Genomic DNA, 15,802 nt, shown 5'->3' on the forward strand with positions numbered 1-15,802 from the left:
GGACAGCACCGCCGTGGTGCCTTCAAAATGGGCTTCCCTTTGAGGATGCGCAGCCGGAGTGGGGGCAAGAGCGGCGATGCCGCGTCGGCCTGAAAACGGTATCGCTTTTCATCTCTGACAACCCAATATGGCACCAGCTTCAAATTGAGAACAGGAAAACCAATGTCCGCTTCCTGCATCAAGCGAATAGCTTGTCTCACGTGCAGCGAACTTCCGGAATCCGCCCAACGTGCCAGATGCTGCCAGTGCAACTTTACCGTAACTGTATTGGCTTTGGGCTGATCGCAACCGTACATTCCGCACATGCGGCATAAGAACGTTGCAATCGACCAATTTCACCGGTCAACCCAAGTGTCCTAAAGCGCCCTAAAATTAGGCAAGTGTGCTTTTGGGTTCCTACGCAACACCTTCGAACCGTGCCCTTAGAAATAACGCAATCGCGTCAAGCTCACTAGGGTCGGCAGCACCGACAGCACGCAAGTCACCCAATGCAGCCTCTACTTTTTCGAATGTCATCCACTCGGTTTCAGGGGCGTCTGGGGCTGACCACTTGTCTCGGAGATATGCTTCGAAAAGCGCCATCTCTTCCGCTGTCAGCAGCTCAGGGCTGTAAAACGCCACCAACCGTCGACCGAGCTGACGCAGCCGAGCGTCTGAAAGGCTCGCCACGATTTCCTGGCGTCGCGGCCACGTCGCATGCTGAAACTCCTGCAAAAGCTGCTTGTCGGCGTTGGAGTAGAATTCCCCATAGATTTGCCGCTCAACCGGCTTGGGCGGGGCGTCAGGATCTTCGACGAAGCGAGCGGCCATTGCCGCACATACACGCTGACGAAACTCAGGCGCGTTGGCGATGACCGTCGCCCGGCGCAGATGCTCCGCGCTGGGTGCTGTGTGTTCGAGGAGCGCGGGGGCCTTATTTGTGGACACGCCCCTAATGATCTTCGGCGTGGCATCTACTGCCGCGAAGATCGCTTCATCCGAGGCTTCGAGAAAATCGGCTGGGTGCGCAGCATCCAGGTCGAAAAACCCGGCCTGCGCACTGTTGCCGTGAGAGTATCCACAGAAACAGCCCACGTAGGATCGCGGCTCACCCCCGCCAAAGCGTGTGACCAGCTCATAAGGTTGGAAGCTCTCAAGCTTTGCCCGCACGCGTGCCTTGTGGGCGTTGTCGATCAACTCGGACCAAAGCGCTGGGCTGCGCGTTGCGATCAGACGCGCGATGTGGATGGTCGCCTCAACATCCCCCAGGGCATCATGCGCGTTGTGGGCATTGAAGCCATTTGCAGGCGCCAGCCGATCAAGCTTGAAGCTCCGTCGGCCAGTGTCATCGGCCGGCCAGACGAGTAGATCCGGGTGTCGGGCATAAGCGGCATAGACAGCAGGCAGGATGTCAAAGCGTGTGTTGCCATTGAACTGCGTGGCGTAAATGTTCGGCGACAGGTTCTGGTAGAAGGTCTGCCGCAGCACCTCCTCGTCGAACTTCATCGTGTTGTAGCCGACCCAAATCGCGGGCGCCCATCGCTCGGTGAACTGGGTCACCTGCTGCGAAAACTCAAAGAGCGACGGCAGGTTTGAGTCAGTCAACTGATCAGGGGTGACCCGGGTCACAACCAACGCTTGCGGTGAAGGCAAAATATGGGGCGCCAACCGGCAGCGGATGTTGACCCGATCCTTTTCCACGAAATTCTCATCCGTCCAGATCGCGGCGAACTGCAGCGGCTGGTCAAACTCGGGGGAGATCCCCGTGGTTTCAAGATCGTAGAAGACAAAATCCATACCAGAAGCATAGCTGAGACAAAGAGAGAACGCCACGTAGCACACTCGAGAGTGTTGGCAGTTGCAAACTGTCAGAAAATTGCTTACATTTCTGACAAGAGAGGCAGCATGCAACATCTAAGCGAACAAATCATGGCACATGCCGAGCGGCTCCCTGAGGGGGCTGCCTTGGCTGCAAAAGGGCTTCTGCACCTGGGCAGTCGTGCAGGTGTGGATCAGGCCCTGAAACGCCTTACCGAACGCGGTCAGCTTATTCGTGCTGGCCGCGGTATCTACATGCGCCCCGTGAAGGGACGGTTCGGCGTGCGCGCTCCCTCGATTGATCAAGCCATTGAAGCGTTGGCGGCTCAGCGTGGGGAAGTCATTGTTCCCAGCGGTGCAGCAGCGGCCAACGCTCTAGGGCTGACGACCCAGGTTCCTATACGGTCCGTGTATTTCACGTCTGGCCGTAGCCGGACGCTGTCCATCGGTAAGCAAGAGGTCGAACTGCGGCATGCTCCGCGTTGGCAACTTGCTCTTGCAAATCGGCCGTCGGGCCAAGCTGTCCGTGCGCTAGCATGGTTGGGCCCTGAACAGGCCGAAGGCGCACTGAAGACGCTCAAGCGTAAAATCCCAGGCGCCTCGTTTTCCGAATTGGTCGCAGCAGCACCACAGTTTCCAACCTGGCTTGCCAGTACTGTCAGTCGTGTCGCTCATGGCTGAGGCCTTCCTGACTTTATCGCTAGATGACAGACGCGAAGCCCTCGGAGTGGCTGCAGATAGCCTCGGCCGCCCTCCCCACTTGCTCGAGAAGGACGTGTGGGTTGTCTGGGCCCTGGACACGCTTTTCAACTCGCCTGCAGGTGAACATCTCGTGTTCAAGGGTGGCACGTCGCTGTCGAAGGCCTACGGCATCATCCAACGCTTCTCTGAGGATGTTGACCTGACTTACGACATCCGAGCAATCGCGCCCGATCTTGTCGGCGACAGCCAGGATGCTATCCCCACATCAAGAGGTGAAGAAAGACGCTGGACTAAGGCCGCACGGCAGCGCTTGAAAGAATGGATACCATCGACGCTGCAACCCGCACTGCAAAGCGCAATCATGCAGATGAACTTGCCCGCCACACTGCGTCATGAGGGCGACAAGCTGTTTATCGATTATGAGGCAGCTTCCTTGGGCACTGGGTATGTTGCGCCTTCTGTGATGTTGGAATTCGGAGCGCGCGCAACTGGCGAACCGGCTAGCCTTCGCGTCATCAGTTGTGATGCTGATGGCGTGATTGATGGACTTGTCTTTCCTACCGCAAATCCGCGGGTCATGCATGCTGAGCGAACGTTTTGGGAAAAGGCGACTGCGATACACGTCTTTTGTCGGCAGCAACGCTTGCGAGGTGACCGCTTCGCTAGACACTGGCACGACTTAGTTCGCCTTTATGATGCTGGGATCGGCGAAAAGGCAATCAGTGACAAGAACTTGGCGGAAGCAGTAGCCAACCACAAGGCTATGTTTTTCACCGAAAAAGGCATTGCTGGAAATACGATCGATTACCTTGCGGCCGTCAGTGGTGGTTTGGAATTGGTGCCGACCGGATCGGCGCGTGATGCTCTTGCAGAAGATTATCGCAAAATGTTCGAGGATGGTCTCCTCCTGACAGATGCTGAACCGTTTGAAGAGCTTATCACGCGTTGCGCAGCTATCGCTAACGACGCAAACCGGGTCATCGTTGAACGCTGATCCTGCACCTCAGGCCGACAGAGTTTCTATACGGGCATTGTCCTGCGTTGATCACTGAATGGGCATCGTTTGCAGCATCTCATCGGTATCGAGCTTGAGGGCGCTGCGCCAAAGCTGGGTCTTGAAGACGTGACAATCGTGTTTGCCCGGAGCGTTGTCTCGGGTCTCCATCAACAATCCCGCCCACTCAAGCGGCCGCAAGACACATGATGAGAATGCGCCCATCGCCCGCCATCCCGCGGTGTGCCAATCCTCTGGCTCGCCATAGAAGGCCTGGTACAAAGCTGCCTCAGTGGTGCCTTGGTCAGCCTCGACGTTGATGACATTCATCCAGACGTCCCATTTGCCAAACGGCCGATCGTCAAAGCGTGCATAGGACGCGTGATCGATGCGGAGCACGAAGTATGGGATCAACTCGGCAAACAAGCGCCCTGGCGATCGTGCCAGTTCTGCGCCTTTCTTCGTCAACCGAAACGCCCCCTTGTAGTGCCGGCCGAGGCGCAATGAGATCAGCAGGAAGTGCAGGACCTCAAGAGGCGGGAATTCATACTCGTTGATGACCTTGTTGTAGCGGAACATTTCCTCGGCGCTTTTTCCCGGCCAATCGAAGTGCTCTACGGCCCAGTGGACGAAGACGCGCTTAAACGCCTTGGTTTGGGTGAGGCCGATCGATCCGTGATCTTGGGCATATTTCAGCGTCAAAAGTGCGCCCCGCAGCAGCGGCGAACGCATTAAATCTGGATGATCATCAGGGAGCGTACGGAATTCAATCATGCCAAAGTGATGCACGAGCGGCACAAAGATGCCAAGAGGCCCGAGTGTGTAAGCCCATACGAGATCACCTAGCGTCCACGCTGGCGTGCCGTAAGCGGCGGCCACGCCCCATTGATTTTGCACTTGCGCGGCGTCGCAATGGGATCACGCGGAGTGCGGCCGGTAGCTCGTCAGGGACTACGAGACGAGGTCCCTATGCATCCCGGCCCTGTTGGGCGTAGGCCCACGGCATCAGATCGTCGATGTCACGGGCGAGATGGCCGTGGGCCAGCTTCGTGAACAGATCGCGCATATACACGTAGGGTTCCACGCCGTTCATCTTGCATGTGCCGATCAAGCTGGCAAAGCGGGCCCAGTTGCGGCCACCTTCGTCGTGGCCGGCGAAGAGCGCGTTGCGGCGGTTCATGGCCGGGCTGCGGATGGCGTTCTCCACGAGGTTGGAGTCAATGTCGACGCACCCGTCCTCGAGGAAGAGCCGGAAGCCGTCCTGGCGGCGCAGCATATAGGCCATTGCCTCACCGAGGTCGGATTTGCGCGACACGCGTGCAGCCTGGGCGGCCAACCAGGTAAAGAGTTCATCGACCAGCGGGCGCGACAGGTCCTGCCGGACGGCCAGACGATGATCCGGGTCCGAGCCACGGATGGCATCTTCGATCTTGTAGAGGGCCGCGATGCGCAACAGCGCCTCCTCGACGATGGGAGATCCCTTCTTGGGCTTGGCCGCGATCAGCTTGCGCCGGCCATGCGCCCAGCAGAAGGCCAGCCGCAGCGGATCGCCGCTCGTGCGTTTCGGCGTGGCCAGATGGCTATAGCCGCCATAGGCATCGACCTGGATCGTGCCGTTGAAGCCATCAAGGATTTCGGCGGCGTATTCGCCCTTTCGCCCAGGCCGGTAATGGAACACCACGCCGGGTGGCGCAGGACCGTTCCAGCCGCGATCATCGCGCAACACCGCCCAGAGATAGCCAGTTTTCGTCTTGCCGCGCCCCGGATCCAGAACTGGGGCGGTGGTTTCGTCAACGTAAAGTCGAGTGCTGCCAGCCAGAAGCTGCTTGGCCATGTGATCGACCACGGGGGCGATCAGGGCTCCGGTTCTGCCCATCCAGTCGGCCAGCACCGAGCGGTCGATCGGCACCCCATGCCGGGCCATGACCACGGCCTGCCGGTTCAGCGGCATGTGCTCGGAATGCTTGGACACCGCAATCTGGGCCAGCAACGCCTCGGTCGGCCAGCTTCCCTCCAGCAGATGCGCGGGGGCTTTGGCCTGCACCACGCCGGTGCGCCCCTTGGGGCAGGCATATCGGGGGCGCACGGTGACAATGACCTGATAGCGCGCAGGGATGTAATCCAACCGCTCGCTCCGGTCCTCGCCGATCCGCACCATGTCGCCGCAGCCGCAGGGGCACAGGATGCTGTCGGGCTCGACCACGCGCTCGACACGCGGCAGGCTTTTGGGCAATGCCCGGGCCTTGCGGGGCGCGCGCGGCTTGCGCTTCTCTGGGTCTGGTTCGCTGGCCGCGATCCTGTCCTCGACGGCGGCGATTTGCGCCTGCGTCTCGGCGATGGCGGTTTCCAGATCTTCCAGCGCCAGCTCCAACTGCGCAGGGTCCAGCTTCTCGGATTTCGGCCCGAACTTGGTGCGTCGATACTCTTGAACTTGACCTTCCAGCTTCTCGATCAGCGCCTTGAGCTCGGTGATGAAGGTCTCTTTCTGGGCGACCACGGCCTGTTCGTGCTGGCGTGCGGCGCGCTCGACCGAGAGCTCGAACTGAACCGCTGCAAAGGCTTTCACCACCTCGGGCGGCAGGTCTGGAAACTGGCTGAGATCAAGGGGCTGTGACATGCGCATTTATACCTGATCCAAGGCGGAAAGCCCAATAAAACCAACCCCAAACCAACCTGGTGAGTCATCCTGCCGCAGCCGGCGGCACCACCCTCTGGGCAACCACCCGCCGCCAATCGAGACCTTCGAACAGCGCCTCGAATTGTGCGCGCGACAGCCGCATGACCCCATCCTGAACCTTCGGCCAGGCAAAGCTACCCTGTTCCAGGACCTTGTAGATCAGCACCATCCCGGTGCCGTCCCACACCAGGATCTTTAACCTGTCCCCGCGCTTCGAGCGGAACACCACCGTCACCCCGGAATGTGGATCGAGCTTCAGCTCGGTCTGCACGATCAGCGCCAGAGCGTTATGCCCGCACCTGAAGTCGACCGGCTTCGTCGCGATCAGGATCGGCAGCCGTTGGCCGGCGATAATCATGCCGCCCCACGCAATGCGCGCACCAGCGCCGCCGCGCGTTCCACCGCGACATCGCTGGGAATGCGCAGCAGCAGATCGGGTCCCACCTCAATCGTTATCACGCCGCTGCCGTTCTGAGACACCTCGACCATAGCCGATCCTTGCGGATCCACAGGGTCGGGCAGAATGGACAGCGGCACAAAGGCAGGTTCCGTGACCGCCGAACTTGGCGATGTGGTCAGCGCGTCCATCAGGTCGCTCGGCAAAACAAGCCGACCCTGTCGGGCATGCCGACGCCAATCTGACAGGTGATGGGGCAGGATGTCATAGCGCGCTGCCACATCGCAGACCCGCACACCCGGCTGAAGGCTTTCGGCAACGATCCGAGCCTTGAGCTCAGCAGGCCACCGCCGCTTGCCTCGCCGCCGCGGTTCGACAACCTCACACCGCCCCATAAAACCACCGCCACCGTCCGCCATGCGCAACCTCCATCTGCTCAAGCAGACCTTCTCGCAGGCGCGGCGGGCGTCAGGAACTCATCAATCCAATGGGGCGTGGCCGCCGCTTACGGCGTGCCGAATAATAAGCCTGAATGCACAAGGCGTGCTGCGCGGAGATTATCTGATCTATTCTCCGCAGAATTTGCGGATTTTAAGCTGCGGGCGGCAATGGACGCACAAGCTGGCACCTAGTTCTGTTACGCAAGTTGTCACGATTACCGCCATCAGCAGGCCAAGCCAATCCGTTTCAGTATTCGCGATTGTCACCTGCCGTCACTGAAAGCAACTGATTATCACTGATTACGGCTTTTCTGGGTGTGCGACTCGCCAAACGTTGACATGGCGTTGACATGGATTAAACGCATAAAGCCCGGCTGATTATGTCAGGTTCTAAGCGTTTGATTTATTGTGGTTATTTGGTTGCGGGAGTAGGATTTGAACCTACGACCTTCAGGTTATGAGCCTATAATTAAACGATTCCAATAAGTTAGCAAAAACAGGCGCTTAGCCAATAAGCCTTTGATACTACGGATTTTCTCACCCCGCATTCGTGCGCATTCGCCGACATTCAGCCGCAAAGCCAGGGCGAAACCCGCATTCGCGGGTTGATGTGGCGTTGATGTAGCCCCAGTCCTCATACTGCCAAATCTTGATCGCAAACGCCCCTCTGCAGTCGTTGGCCCTATGAGACGGCATTCTCCGTGACTGCCACTCAGATATGTCAAAGATTAGAAATGATAATCCCAATCCTGACTGTCATCGATCAACCAAAAGGGAAAAACATGACAGCTTTCTCAATTTTGGATTTCTGCTTGGGCCCATTTTTAAACGTTACTCCACAGAAGAAGTTATTAGATCCTCCGCTTTCGCATAAAACCCGGCAAGAAGACCAAGCGCAGCAGGCGCGGTTTTGGCGGTTGAAAGTGCCTCGATTAAGGTCGTCAGAGCCTTGGTGTGGAACATGTGTACCTGAGGACTTGCCTGACAGATCCAGCGCAGAACCCGCCAGTGGATTGCAAAAATTGCTTGAGCCAGAATACGATTCCCCACCATTGCCCCTACGCTGTCCGCAAGCCTTGAATGCACTGCCAGAAGCTCATTTGTGTCCAGACTTCTGGCTTCCGTGTCACCCAAAATTATCCCCATCCCTGCGATTTCGATCCGCAGAGCGACCGAAAGATCTTTTTTCGCCGTGTTGGCGGCAACACTGAGCAATCCACTGAGGACTGCGAAATCACATGGACGTTCTGCTACGTCTAAGGCTGGTACGACGTTTCCCACGCCGGTATGAGTCTCGATCAGATGCTCGTAGGCAAGGCGTTGCAATGCTTGGCGGATCGGTGTGCGGCTGACGCCGAACTCCTCTGCTAAACCGTTTTCGTAAAGTACATGCTGCTTCGCAGGGTCTAGCAGGCAAATTCGTGATCGTAACTCCCGAGCAATGTCATGAAAGCGTGAGGGTTCACTGTAACTATTGGCAACGTCAGATGAGCGCATCTTGCATGATCCTTTGGCGTACATGTACACATGTATAGTACCTTGCCACGCGCTCCACAAGAATGAGACCGGGACACGATGTTTGAGAGTTTGCGGGACCTTGGATTGCGTTGCTTGCTCCCGGCCGGAGCCGGTCACATCGCGCTGACTGCCTGGCCTGGTCTGCGCGAGGATCCGTCCGGCGGTCCATGGATCGATCCGGAAGACACATCCGATCTATTAAAAGGGCTGAGGGAACTGCGGACTACGCGCATTTTCGGGCTTTGCGAGGAGCGTGACCTTCCTTCGGGCACGATAGGCCTCTGGCGCGACGCAACAAAAGCCACCGGTCTTGTTGCCGACCACATGCCGATCTGCGATTTTGCCCCTCCTGATGCGGTTTTCATGAAAAAATGGACCAGACTACGCCCCGAATTGTTGGCGCGTCTGTTTCACGGAGAGACCGTGGCGCTGTCCTGCCTTTTTGGGGCAGGTAGAAGCGGCACTGTTGCGGCGTTGCTGCTGGCCGAGAACGGGCTGGACATGCGCGCCGCGATCGCCCGGGTTAAGGCAGGCTTCAGCCCCGCGATAGAAAGTCCTCAGCAGGACAGTTGGTTGCGACAACGGGTTTGATCGTTCCTCCGTGCAGACGACAGCACGTATGCGCAAGATGCCGGTGGGCCGTCACGAAACTGTAACGGTGTACCTGTACACAGGCTTCACGTAATCGAATCGAATGCACAACGGTCGCGCCCCAGTGTCGGCCCGAAGCAACACTCAAAGGAGAAACACCTATGCGACGTTCCGTACTCGCTGTACTAATTGCAACCGTCACCGCAGGTCCGGCACTTGCAGACTGGCGGACCGATCATCCCACGATCCGCTGGGGTATGTCTGCTTCTGAAAGTGAAGAGGAGCGCCGCGCGCGCTACAGCCCGGTCACCGAGCATATGTCCGAGACGCTTGGCGTAGACGTCGATATACGCGTCACGGCGGATGTAGCCGGAGTGGTTGAAGCGCTGCTTTCCGGCCAAATCGAGATGTTCTATTTGGGTGCCTCCGGCTACGCGACCGCTCACGAAGTAACCGGCGGCAATCTTGAACCGATGGTCTCGCTGTTGGACGGCGAAGGCAATTGGGGTTACCGCGGTGTCATTGTCGTAAAAAGCGATAGCGATATCCAGTCCTTTGATGATCTGGAAGGACGCAGCTTCGCATATTCAGATCCTGGTTCGACTTCCGGCTACCTGGTACCCAACTTCGCTTTCCGTGAAATGGGGATCGACCCGGAAACCTATTTCAGCGAAACTGGTTTCTCCGGCGGAAACAACAACAGCATCATTGCCCTAATGAACGGCACGTATGATGCTGCAGCCTCCTGGGAAACTTCTCCAGACCGGTCGGTGACAACACGGATGGTGAACCAGGGCATCGTCCCAGCCGATGCTACTCGTGTAATCTGGTACTCTGACATCATTCCCGATGTTGTGATTGGTACACGCGCCGACCTTCCCCCTGAGATGATAGAGGCGGTACAGGCCGCGCTGATCGACTTGCCGACTGCAAACCGGGAAGCCTTCGACGGTATGACCGACGGTACCTCCGCAGGAATGCGCGAAATCAGCCACGAAGATTACGTGGGCATCATCGAGATGCGTCGCCTGGGCGAAGAGCTACGCCGCGGGAACTGAATTCTCACACGAAACCGCGCGTCGGCCCTGGGGCCGGCGCGCCTTCCTTTAAGGCGCATTTTGATGCTGGAAATCAAGAACCTGACAAAGACGTTCGGCAAGGACGCCCCAGCGGTCAATGAAGTGTCGCTGCGCGTCGCCAATGGTGAAATGCTGGGCATCATCGGGCGGTCAGGCGCGGGAAAGTCAACCCTGCTTCGGATGCTGAACCGACTGGAGGAGCCCAGTTCGGGGCAGATCCTGTTTGAGGGGGCCGAAGTGACGAGCTTGCGCGGCAAGTCATTACTGCGCTGGCGCCGCACCTGCGCGATGATCTTCCAGCAATTTGGTCTGGTTAAGCGGCGTACCGTATTGGGCAACGTTCTGATGGGACGTCTGAATAGCACGGCGCTCGTTCCTTCGCTGTTCGGGCTCTACCCGCTGGCGGACAAGGCTCTTGCCATTAATACCTTGGACCGCCTCGACATTGCCGATCTCGCGCTTCAGCGCACGGACACCCTGTCTGGCGGCCAGCAGCAACGCGTCGCCATCGCCCGTGCGCTTGTCCAACAACCGCGCATCATACTCGCCGATGAACCCATCGCCTCGCTCGACCCGCGTTCGGCGACGATGGTGATGGACACCCTGTCGCGGATCAACCGCGAGGACGGCATCACGGTGATCTGCAACCTTCATACTCTGGACACCGCCCGTGCATATTGTACTCGGATCGTGGGCATGCTGCACGGCCGGATCGTCTATGATGGTCCGCCCCAAGGGCTCAGTGAAGCGCGTTTGCGCGCAATCTACGGGATCGAGGCCGCAGAAGCCGGCGCCTTATCCGAGACAACAACAGAGACAGTGGCCCTCTATGACTGATTTATCCGTTCAGACCCCTGCCTTTCGTGACTACAGCCTGCGGGCTCGGCTGGCACATCGCGCATTCTGGTGGCGCACGGCCCTTTGGGGCATTCCCTTCACCATTGCAGTCATCCTGTCGGGCATCCTTGCCGAGGTTGATCCCTTAGGCTTGCTGCGCGTACCAGCAGGATTGCTGAACTATCTCGACCGCACGATCCCGCCCGTCGGGCTGGCCACGCTGCGCACCGATCTTGCAGACTGGTTCTGGGGCGCGGGCCGCTGGGCTGACATGCTGTTCCAAACAATTTTGATGGGGTGGCTCGCAACGCTGCTGGGTTGCGCTGTAGCACTACCATTGTGTTTTATCGGTGCCCGCAACCTTGCCCCATCCTTTGCCAGCTACTTCATGATCCGCCGTCTGTTCGAATTGTGGCGGGCGGTTCCAGAGATCGTCTATGCGCTGATTTTCGTCTTTGCCTTTGGCCTCGGGCCGCTGGCGGGCATCCTTGCCATCGCGGTCCATTCCGCGGGCGCCCTGGGAAAGCTTTATTCCGAAGTGTGCGAAAACGTCGACACTGCCTCACTCGACGGCGTGAGGGCCACTGGAGCGGGCTGGGCTCAGACCATGGCGCATGCCGTATTTCCGCAGGTGCTGCCGATGTTCCTGAGTTACACACTGCTGCGCTTTGAAATCAACGTGCGCTCTGCGGCAATCATTGGTTTTGTTGGTGCAGGCGGCATCGGACAGGAACTGTTTTATGTCATTCGACAATTCATCTTCACCGACATCAGCGCAATCGTGCTTATGCTGATCGTGGTCGTCGCAACCATAGACATAATTTGCGAAAGATTGCGTTACGCCGTGATCGGGGCGGCCCAATGAACCGCGCAGAAATCGCCAATGCCCGCGCGCGGCTGCCTGGCGCATTTCGTACCAGCACGCGCCGACTGGTCCAGCTTTGGGGCGGTCTTGCTCTGGTGGTAGGGGTCAGCGCCTTCGCCGTCTGGTATCTAGAGCTGACTTTTACGCAACTCTGGTCCGGGCTCGACCGTCTCGGGTTTCTCTTGTCCTTCATGCTTCCACCGACACACGGGGGATATCCGGGCGAGGTTCTGTACGCCATGCTCGAGACAGTCGCCATGGCGCTGTTCGCGACATTATTGTCAGGACTGATCTCACTTCCATTGGGATTCATGGGGGCACGCAACGTGGTTTCGAACGTGTTGCTGCACTTTTCGCTGCGTAGGATTTTCGATGCTGGACGGGCCGTTGATTCCCTCATCTGGGCATTGTTTTTCATCTCGGTCGTTGGGCTCGGGCCCTTTGCGGGAATGCTTGCGCTTGCCGCGGCGGACATAGGATCCCTCTCAAAACTCTATGCCGAAGCGATCGAGAACGCAGAGCGCGAACAGGTAGACGGTGTCCGCGCTACCGGTGCAGGCCGCGTCCAGACAGCGTGGCTTGGCTACTTTCCGCAGGTCGCCCCAGTCATGCTGGCTCATGCACTCTATTATTTCGAATCAAATGTCCGCGGTGCATCGATCCTTGGAATTGTGGGCGCCGGCGGTATTGGCATGCTATTGTCTGACCGCATACGCGTAAACAACTGGGACGAAGCAGCCTTCGTAATGCTTGTCATTCTGGTAACCGTAGCGGTTCTCGACACCTTGTCCAAGACGATCCGCTTGCGCATCATCAATGACCCTGCCGTCCGGCAAACACCATGAGCATAGTTCTTCGCACGCTCCCGTTGCCCGTGGAACTGCAGGGGCGCATCTGGCTGACGTCAATGCCAGGACGCTTCGCACCGCTGGCAGATTTTATGGATGCGGCGCAAACGGTCGGGGCGACTGGCGTCGTCTGTCTTGCACTCAAGAAAGAGACCGTGGCCAAATCGCCCGACTATGCGCAGGCTATCGCATCTGGTTCGCTTTCCCTCAGAATACTGTTCCACCCCATTCCTGATTTCGGTCTCCCGGAGAATGTTGGCGCCTTTGGACACTTTGTCCAAGAATTATGTGTCTCCCTGCGCCAAGGGGAGCGGCTGATTGTCCACTGCGCGGCTGGGGTTGGGCGTACCGGCCTAGTCGCACGGCATTTACTCATGGCGTTGGGCGTGGACCCCCAAAGTGCCCAGACGCTGGTTAAGTCCGCAGGATCAAGCCCTGAGACGCCACAGCAAAATGAATTTTGCAACTATCCACTCAGTTTACTCGATATCATTCCAGAGACAGACAGCTAGAGCTTCTATCGAAGCTGGGTCCAATCCACTCTGCGGCCGGCAATTATGTCGAATTCAGAGAAGAGGTGCTCTGACAATCAAAGACCATGAAGGCCACCAAATGTCCGGTTGTGTTTGACCGGAAAAACCAAGATTTAGAACTGTGTAGGCTCCACAATCTACACACTGCCTCTGGTCAAGGTCGGTATATCGACTGGCCGCTTTGCGGGATGCGGCGAATGCAGCCTTACAGTGCTATGAAGCAGCTTCATGTCTTCTCCAACCATCACGGCAGGATATCCATCTCGCCGCGCCTGACCCGTTCCAGCATTTCCTTCAGCTCTGGCGGATGCAGAACCTCGACCGCCTTACCCCATTTAATCAAATGCCAGGCCATTTCCAACCAGCCGCCAGCCGTGAATTCGACCAGGAGGCTGCCATCCTCCAGATCGGCCAGCTCCTAGCCCGGATGGAACATAAACACGCGCGCAGTTGCTGCAGCGCTCGGCGCGAAGCGCCAGCGGACCGGTCCATGCTCTGCGTCAGAAAAGACCGACCCAAGAGCTTGCGCACTGTAGCGTTCGACATCAAAATCCGGGTTACGCTCAAAGGGCTGAACGGTGGCGTGCATCTCGAAGATACGGTCAAAGCGAAACTGCCGGTATTCCCGGTCGCCATCAGCTTTGCGAGCGATGAGGTAATGCCACGTGCCAACAATCACAGCATGAGGCGCGACCAGACGCTTGCAGGGTGCCAGATCACGCGCGCCTTGATACAAAATCTCGACTAGCGTGGGTCTACGAAGCGGAGTGAACAGAAGATTAAGATAGTCCTCAGACACCTTTCGGCTTGGCCCAGGCCGTGAGGCAAAGCCGTTTGCCAGCAGCAGCAGTTCTTGTAAGGCACATCGCGCAACAACCACCACCGACGACGGTCATTATCGTCCCAAGTGTCGATACCGCCGAACAGATCCTCAAACTTGCGCAGCATCCAGCGTGCTGTGCGCTCCTCAACCTGAAATTCTTCCATGATGAGCCGCAAGGAGATACCTCGCCGACGCGCATTGGCCATTTCAGCCATCCGGTAGAGCTGTTCTGCTTTGACGAAAGACATGGGGAATGGTCTCAGATTGCTAGGGTCGAAAGAAGGGGTATGAGACTGACCCCATAGGCAGTTGACGATGAATCGTCGCGGCCGAATCGTAATCGGTGATGTGTCTGTAAGGAGTCAGCAAGCCTCAGATTGAATCGGAAAATTACCGCTGGAGAGGCCTGCTCGGATTGCCACGAAACCTGCAAAAGGACGCTGCTGATGAGTTTACCGCAAGGTGTGCTCTACACTATCCACGAAGCTGATCCATCCGCCAGACCGAAGTCGGATCGGTGGGCACCATGTTGGACCGGATCAAGGACAGGGATGACCTGGACCCCAAACGCTTGATTGCAGACAGTACCTATGGATCAGCGCCAATGCTTGGCTGGCTCGTGGATCGCAAAATCAATCCGCACATTCCGGTGCTGGATGAAGCCAGTCGCACCGACGGCACTTGGGCTCGCACCGACTTCGAATGGGATGCCGAGAACATCGGCAGGCGAAAATACGAGAGTGTGGGCTTCATGAGGGATTATGATCTTTAAATAACTGCGTACGGTGTGGCATTGCCGCCTGGGCCCCAATAGCGCCGCAGGCCTTTGCAGCAGCTTCGCAAGCTGTAGTTATTGCGGCCAAGGTGTCCCACCCTTCTGCCAATAGGATGGCGAATACGCCGCAGAAGGTGTCGCCGGCACCAGTGGTATCGACCGGATCGATCCTGGGGCTTGGTGTATGTGCGCATTCGCCGGAAGGTCGGATGAGTTCAGCGCCCTGCGGACCTTGAGTGATAACAACAGAGCAGCCGTGTTCGCGCGCGAGGACAGGAAGATCCGCCAGACCACCTGCTTCAAGCAGGTGGACAACTGCTTCAGCTTCTAACTCATTAACAATCAGAATGTCGCAGATGTTCAGCGCATCCTTGATGATTTGAACTCCGCAAGACGTTGGCACTGGCGCCAGATTAAGCAGTATCGTTGCATCTTCGCGCGCTTCCCGGAGCGCGGCCATGGCACGGACGGACTCTTCGAAAGGGACCTCGCCCTGGCACAACAACACCGATGTGCGCGCCATGGTCTCCGCGGACAGATGGATGTGAGACAGGCAGGAGTTGGCACCTGGAATAACGGTGATGGCATTCTCCCCCTCATCGCTCAGCGTGATAAAGGCGGTGCCCGTCGCACAATCAGCAGATCGCATCAGTTCAGAGACAACCCCGTTGGTCGCGAAGTTCTCAAATGCCGCGTCTCCATGGGCGTCATCGCCAACAGCACCAACCATCGTGACAGAAATTTCTCCCGCACCGACGCGGGCCGCTGCAACCGCTTGGTTGGCCCCTTTGCCGCCATCCGCATTCATCACCCGCTCACCGATGACCGTCTCGCCCGGTGCCGGGATCGACGTCACCCGAATAACCTGATCAATGTTGATAGAGCCGAATATCGTAAGCATTTAAGGCGCGTCCGTTAGTTAGTTT

Annotated in this window: 19 protein-coding genes and 1 pseudogene; 10 read left to right on the forward strand and 10 right to left on the reverse strand. The window is 57.9% G+C overall.

The genetic code is table 11. From position 1 onward, the window contains the following. Window positions 1–314: hypothetical protein (locus tag VGP75_RS16065; RefSeq protein ID WP_327544625.1), on the forward strand; the 314-nt coding region annotated here is incomplete at its 5' end. Between the two features lie 82 nt (window positions 315–396). Here VGP75_RS16065 and sbcB read toward each other — a convergent pair. Next, window positions 397–1,776, reverse strand: a complete 1,380-nt coding sequence (gene sbcB / locus VGP75_RS16070) for an exodeoxyribonuclease I (RefSeq protein ID WP_327544626.1) — start codon at window positions 1,774–1,776, stop codon at window positions 397–399. A gap of 108 nt (window positions 1,777–1,884) precedes the next feature. Here sbcB and VGP75_RS16075 point away from each other — a divergent pair, with 108 nt between their 5' ends. Together VGP75_RS16075 and VGP75_RS16080 are read left to right on the forward strand one after the other, a co-directional pair. Continuing rightward, window positions 1,885–2,478 (forward strand): DUF6088 family protein, encoded by a 594-nt coding sequence (locus VGP75_RS16075; RefSeq protein ID WP_327544627.1) that lies wholly within the window; start codon window positions 1,885–1,887, stop codon window positions 2,476–2,478. A 94-nt stretch (window positions 2,479–2,572) separates the two neighbouring features. Further along, window positions 2,573–3,493, forward strand: a complete 921-nt coding sequence (locus VGP75_RS16080) for a nucleotidyl transferase AbiEii/AbiGii toxin family protein (protein WP_327544628.1) — start codon at window positions 2,573–2,575, stop codon at window positions 3,491–3,493. A 51-nt stretch (window positions 3,494–3,544) separates the two neighbouring features. Here VGP75_RS16080 and VGP75_RS16085 read toward each other — a convergent pair whose 3' ends face one another. The 5 genes from VGP75_RS16085 to VGP75_RS16105 all read right to left on the reverse strand — a co-directional run bounded on the left by VGP75_RS16085 (window position 3,545) and on the right by VGP75_RS16105 (window position 8,504). After that, complete coding sequence (locus VGP75_RS16085) at window positions 3,545–4,267, reverse strand: hypothetical protein (RefSeq protein ID WP_327544651.1); 723 nt, start codon at window positions 4,265–4,267, stop codon at window positions 3,545–3,547. Between the two features lie 193 nt (window positions 4,268–4,460). Beyond that, window positions 4,461–6,110, reverse strand: a complete 1,650-nt coding sequence (tnpC, locus tag VGP75_RS16090) for an IS66 family transposase (protein ID WP_327544629.1) — start codon at window positions 6,108–6,110, stop codon at window positions 4,461–4,463. A gap of 64 nt (window positions 6,111–6,174) precedes the next feature. Then, complete coding sequence (gene tnpB / locus VGP75_RS16095; protein ID WP_327544630.1) at window positions 6,175–6,528, reverse strand: IS66 family insertion sequence element accessory protein TnpB; 354 nt, start codon at window positions 6,526–6,528, stop codon at window positions 6,175–6,177. Then, window positions 6,525–6,986: an IS66-like element accessory protein TnpA gene (gene tnpA, locus VGP75_RS16100; protein WP_327544631.1), complete on the reverse strand. Its 462-nt coding sequence runs from the start codon at window positions 6,984–6,986 to the stop codon at window positions 6,525–6,527. The genes tnpB and tnpA overlap by 4 nt, the downstream gene beginning before the upstream one ends. A gap of 852 nt (window positions 6,987–7,838) precedes the next feature. Further along, on the reverse strand, window positions 7,839–8,504 hold the full coding sequence (locus VGP75_RS16105) for a GntR family transcriptional regulator (RefSeq protein ID WP_327544632.1): 666 nt from the start codon (window positions 8,502–8,504) through the stop codon (window positions 7,839–7,841). Window positions 8,505–8,582: 78 nt separating this feature from the next. Between VGP75_RS16105 and VGP75_RS16110 the strand changes: the two genes are divergently transcribed. The 6 genes from VGP75_RS16110 to VGP75_RS16135 all read left to right on the forward strand — a co-directional run bounded on the left by VGP75_RS16110 (window position 8,583) and on the right by VGP75_RS16135 (window position 13,257). Next, complete coding sequence (locus tag VGP75_RS16110; RefSeq protein ID WP_327544633.1) at window positions 8,583–9,116, forward strand: protein-tyrosine phosphatase family protein; 534 nt, start codon at window positions 8,583–8,585, stop codon at window positions 9,114–9,116. A gap of 161 nt (window positions 9,117–9,277) precedes the next feature. Beyond that, the gene (gene phnD, locus VGP75_RS16115) at window positions 9,278–10,174 is read left to right on the forward strand and encodes a phosphate/phosphite/phosphonate ABC transporter substrate-binding protein (protein WP_327544634.1); all 897 of its coding nucleotides are present in this window, start codon (window positions 9,278–9,280) and stop codon (window positions 10,172–10,174) included. Between the two features lie 63 nt (window positions 10,175–10,237). Continuing rightward, window positions 10,238–11,032, forward strand: a complete 795-nt coding sequence (phnC, locus tag VGP75_RS16120) for a phosphonate ABC transporter ATP-binding protein (protein WP_327544635.1) — start codon at window positions 10,238–10,240, stop codon at window positions 11,030–11,032. After that, window positions 11,025–11,897, forward strand: a complete 873-nt coding sequence (phnE, locus tag VGP75_RS16125; RefSeq protein WP_327544636.1) for a phosphonate ABC transporter, permease protein PhnE — start codon at window positions 11,025–11,027, stop codon at window positions 11,895–11,897. Before phnC ends, phnE (VGP75_RS16125) begins: the two co-directional genes overlap by 8 nt. Beyond that, window positions 11,894–12,742 (forward strand): phosphonate ABC transporter, permease protein PhnE, encoded by an 849-nt coding sequence (gene phnE, locus VGP75_RS16130; protein ID WP_327544637.1) that lies wholly within the window; start codon window positions 11,894–11,896, stop codon window positions 12,740–12,742. The genes phnE (VGP75_RS16125) and phnE (VGP75_RS16130) overlap by 4 nt, the downstream gene beginning before the upstream one ends. Before the next feature lie 62 nt (window positions 12,743–12,804). Further along, window positions 12,805–13,257, forward strand: a complete 453-nt coding sequence (locus VGP75_RS16135) for a phosphatase domain-containing protein (RefSeq protein WP_327544638.1) — start codon at window positions 12,805–12,807, stop codon at window positions 13,255–13,257. Between the two features lie 265 nt (window positions 13,258–13,522). Here the strand turns inward: VGP75_RS16135 and VGP75_RS20710 are convergent, their stop codons facing one another. From VGP75_RS20710 to VGP75_RS16145, 3 genes are all read right to left on the reverse strand, one after another. After that, window positions 13,523–13,633, reverse strand: coding sequence for a WCX domain-containing protein (locus VGP75_RS20710; protein WP_526025517.1), 111 nt, complete (start codon window positions 13,631–13,633; stop codon window positions 13,523–13,525). Window positions 13,634–13,696: 63 nt separating this feature from the next. Then, window positions 13,697–14,077 (reverse strand): WYL domain-containing protein, encoded by a 381-nt coding sequence (locus VGP75_RS20655; protein ID WP_526025519.1) that lies wholly within the window; start codon window positions 14,075–14,077, stop codon window positions 13,697–13,699. Continuing rightward, entirely contained in the window at window positions 14,023–14,349 is a 327-nt protein-coding gene (locus tag VGP75_RS16145; protein WP_327544640.1) for a hypothetical protein, read from the reverse strand. The genes VGP75_RS20655 and VGP75_RS16145 overlap by 55 nt, the downstream gene beginning before the upstream one ends. A gap of 242 nt (window positions 14,350–14,591) precedes the next feature. Here VGP75_RS16145 and VGP75_RS16150 point away from each other — a divergent pair. After that, window positions 14,592–14,819 (forward strand): annotated as a pseudogene (locus VGP75_RS16150) (IS5/IS1182 family transposase); the annotation flags it as partial. Window positions 14,820–14,850: 31 nt separating this feature from the next. Here VGP75_RS16150 and VGP75_RS16155 read toward each other — a convergent pair. Then, window positions 14,851–15,777, reverse strand: a complete 927-nt coding sequence (locus tag VGP75_RS16155; RefSeq protein WP_327544641.1) for a ribokinase — start codon at window positions 15,775–15,777, stop codon at window positions 14,851–14,853. Window positions 15,778–15,802 lie beyond the last annotated feature (25 nt).

The organism is Yoonia sp. (assembly GCF_036007805.1).
Classification (GTDB): domain Bacteria; phylum Pseudomonadota; class Alphaproteobacteria; order Rhodobacterales; family Rhodobacteraceae; genus Yoonia.

Coding starts and splice junctions, on each gene's coding strand:
- sbcB (WP_327544626.1), bottom strand. CDS start 1,776: ATGGATTTTGTCTTCTACGATCTTGAAACCACGGGGATCTCCCCCGAG.
- VGP75_RS16075 (WP_327544627.1), top strand. CDS start 1,885: ATGCAACATCTAAGCGAACAAATCATGGCACATGCCGAGCGGCTCCCT.
- VGP75_RS16085 (WP_327544651.1), bottom strand. CDS start 4,267: ATGATTGAATTCCGTACGCTCCCTGATGATCATCCAGATTTAATGCGT.
- tnpC (WP_327544629.1), bottom strand. CDS start 6,110: ATGTCACAGCCCCTTGATCTCAGCCAGTTTCCAGACCTGCCGCCCGAG.
- tnpB (WP_327544630.1), bottom strand. CDS start 6,528: ATGATTATCGCCGGCCAACGGCTGCCGATCCTGATCGCGACGAAGCCG.
- tnpA (WP_327544631.1), bottom strand. CDS start 6,986: ATGGCGGACGGTGGCGGTGGTTTTATGGGGCGGTGTGAGGTTGTCGAA.
- VGP75_RS16105 (WP_327544632.1), bottom strand. CDS start 8,504: ATGCGCTCATCTGACGTTGCCAATAGTTACAGTGAACCCTCACGCTTT.
- VGP75_RS16110 (WP_327544633.1), top strand. CDS start 8,583: ATGTTTGAGAGTTTGCGGGACCTTGGATTGCGTTGCTTGCTCCCGGCC.
- phnD (WP_327544634.1), top strand. CDS start 9,278: ATGCGACGTTCCGTACTCGCTGTACTAATTGCAACCGTCACCGCAGGT.
- phnC (WP_327544635.1), top strand. CDS start 10,238: ATGCTGGAAATCAAGAACCTGACAAAGACGTTCGGCAAGGACGCCCCA.
- phnE (WP_327544636.1), top strand. CDS start 11,025: ATGACTGATTTATCCGTTCAGACCCCTGCCTTTCGTGACTACAGCCTG.
- phnE (WP_327544637.1), top strand. CDS start 11,894: ATGAACCGCGCAGAAATCGCCAATGCCCGCGCGCGGCTGCCTGGCGCA.
- VGP75_RS16135 (WP_327544638.1), top strand. CDS start 12,805: ATGCCAGGACGCTTCGCACCGCTGGCAGATTTTATGGATGCGGCGCAA.
- VGP75_RS20710 (WP_526025517.1), bottom strand. CDS start 13,633: ATGGCCTGGCATTTGATTAAATGGGGTAAGGCGGTCGAGGTTCTGCAT.
- VGP75_RS16145 (WP_327544640.1), bottom strand. CDS start 14,349: ATGTCTTTCGTCAAAGCAGAACAGCTCTACCGGATGGCTGAAATGGCC.
- VGP75_RS16155 (WP_327544641.1), bottom strand. CDS start 15,777: ATGCTTACGATATTCGGCTCTATCAACATTGATCAGGTTATTCGGGTG.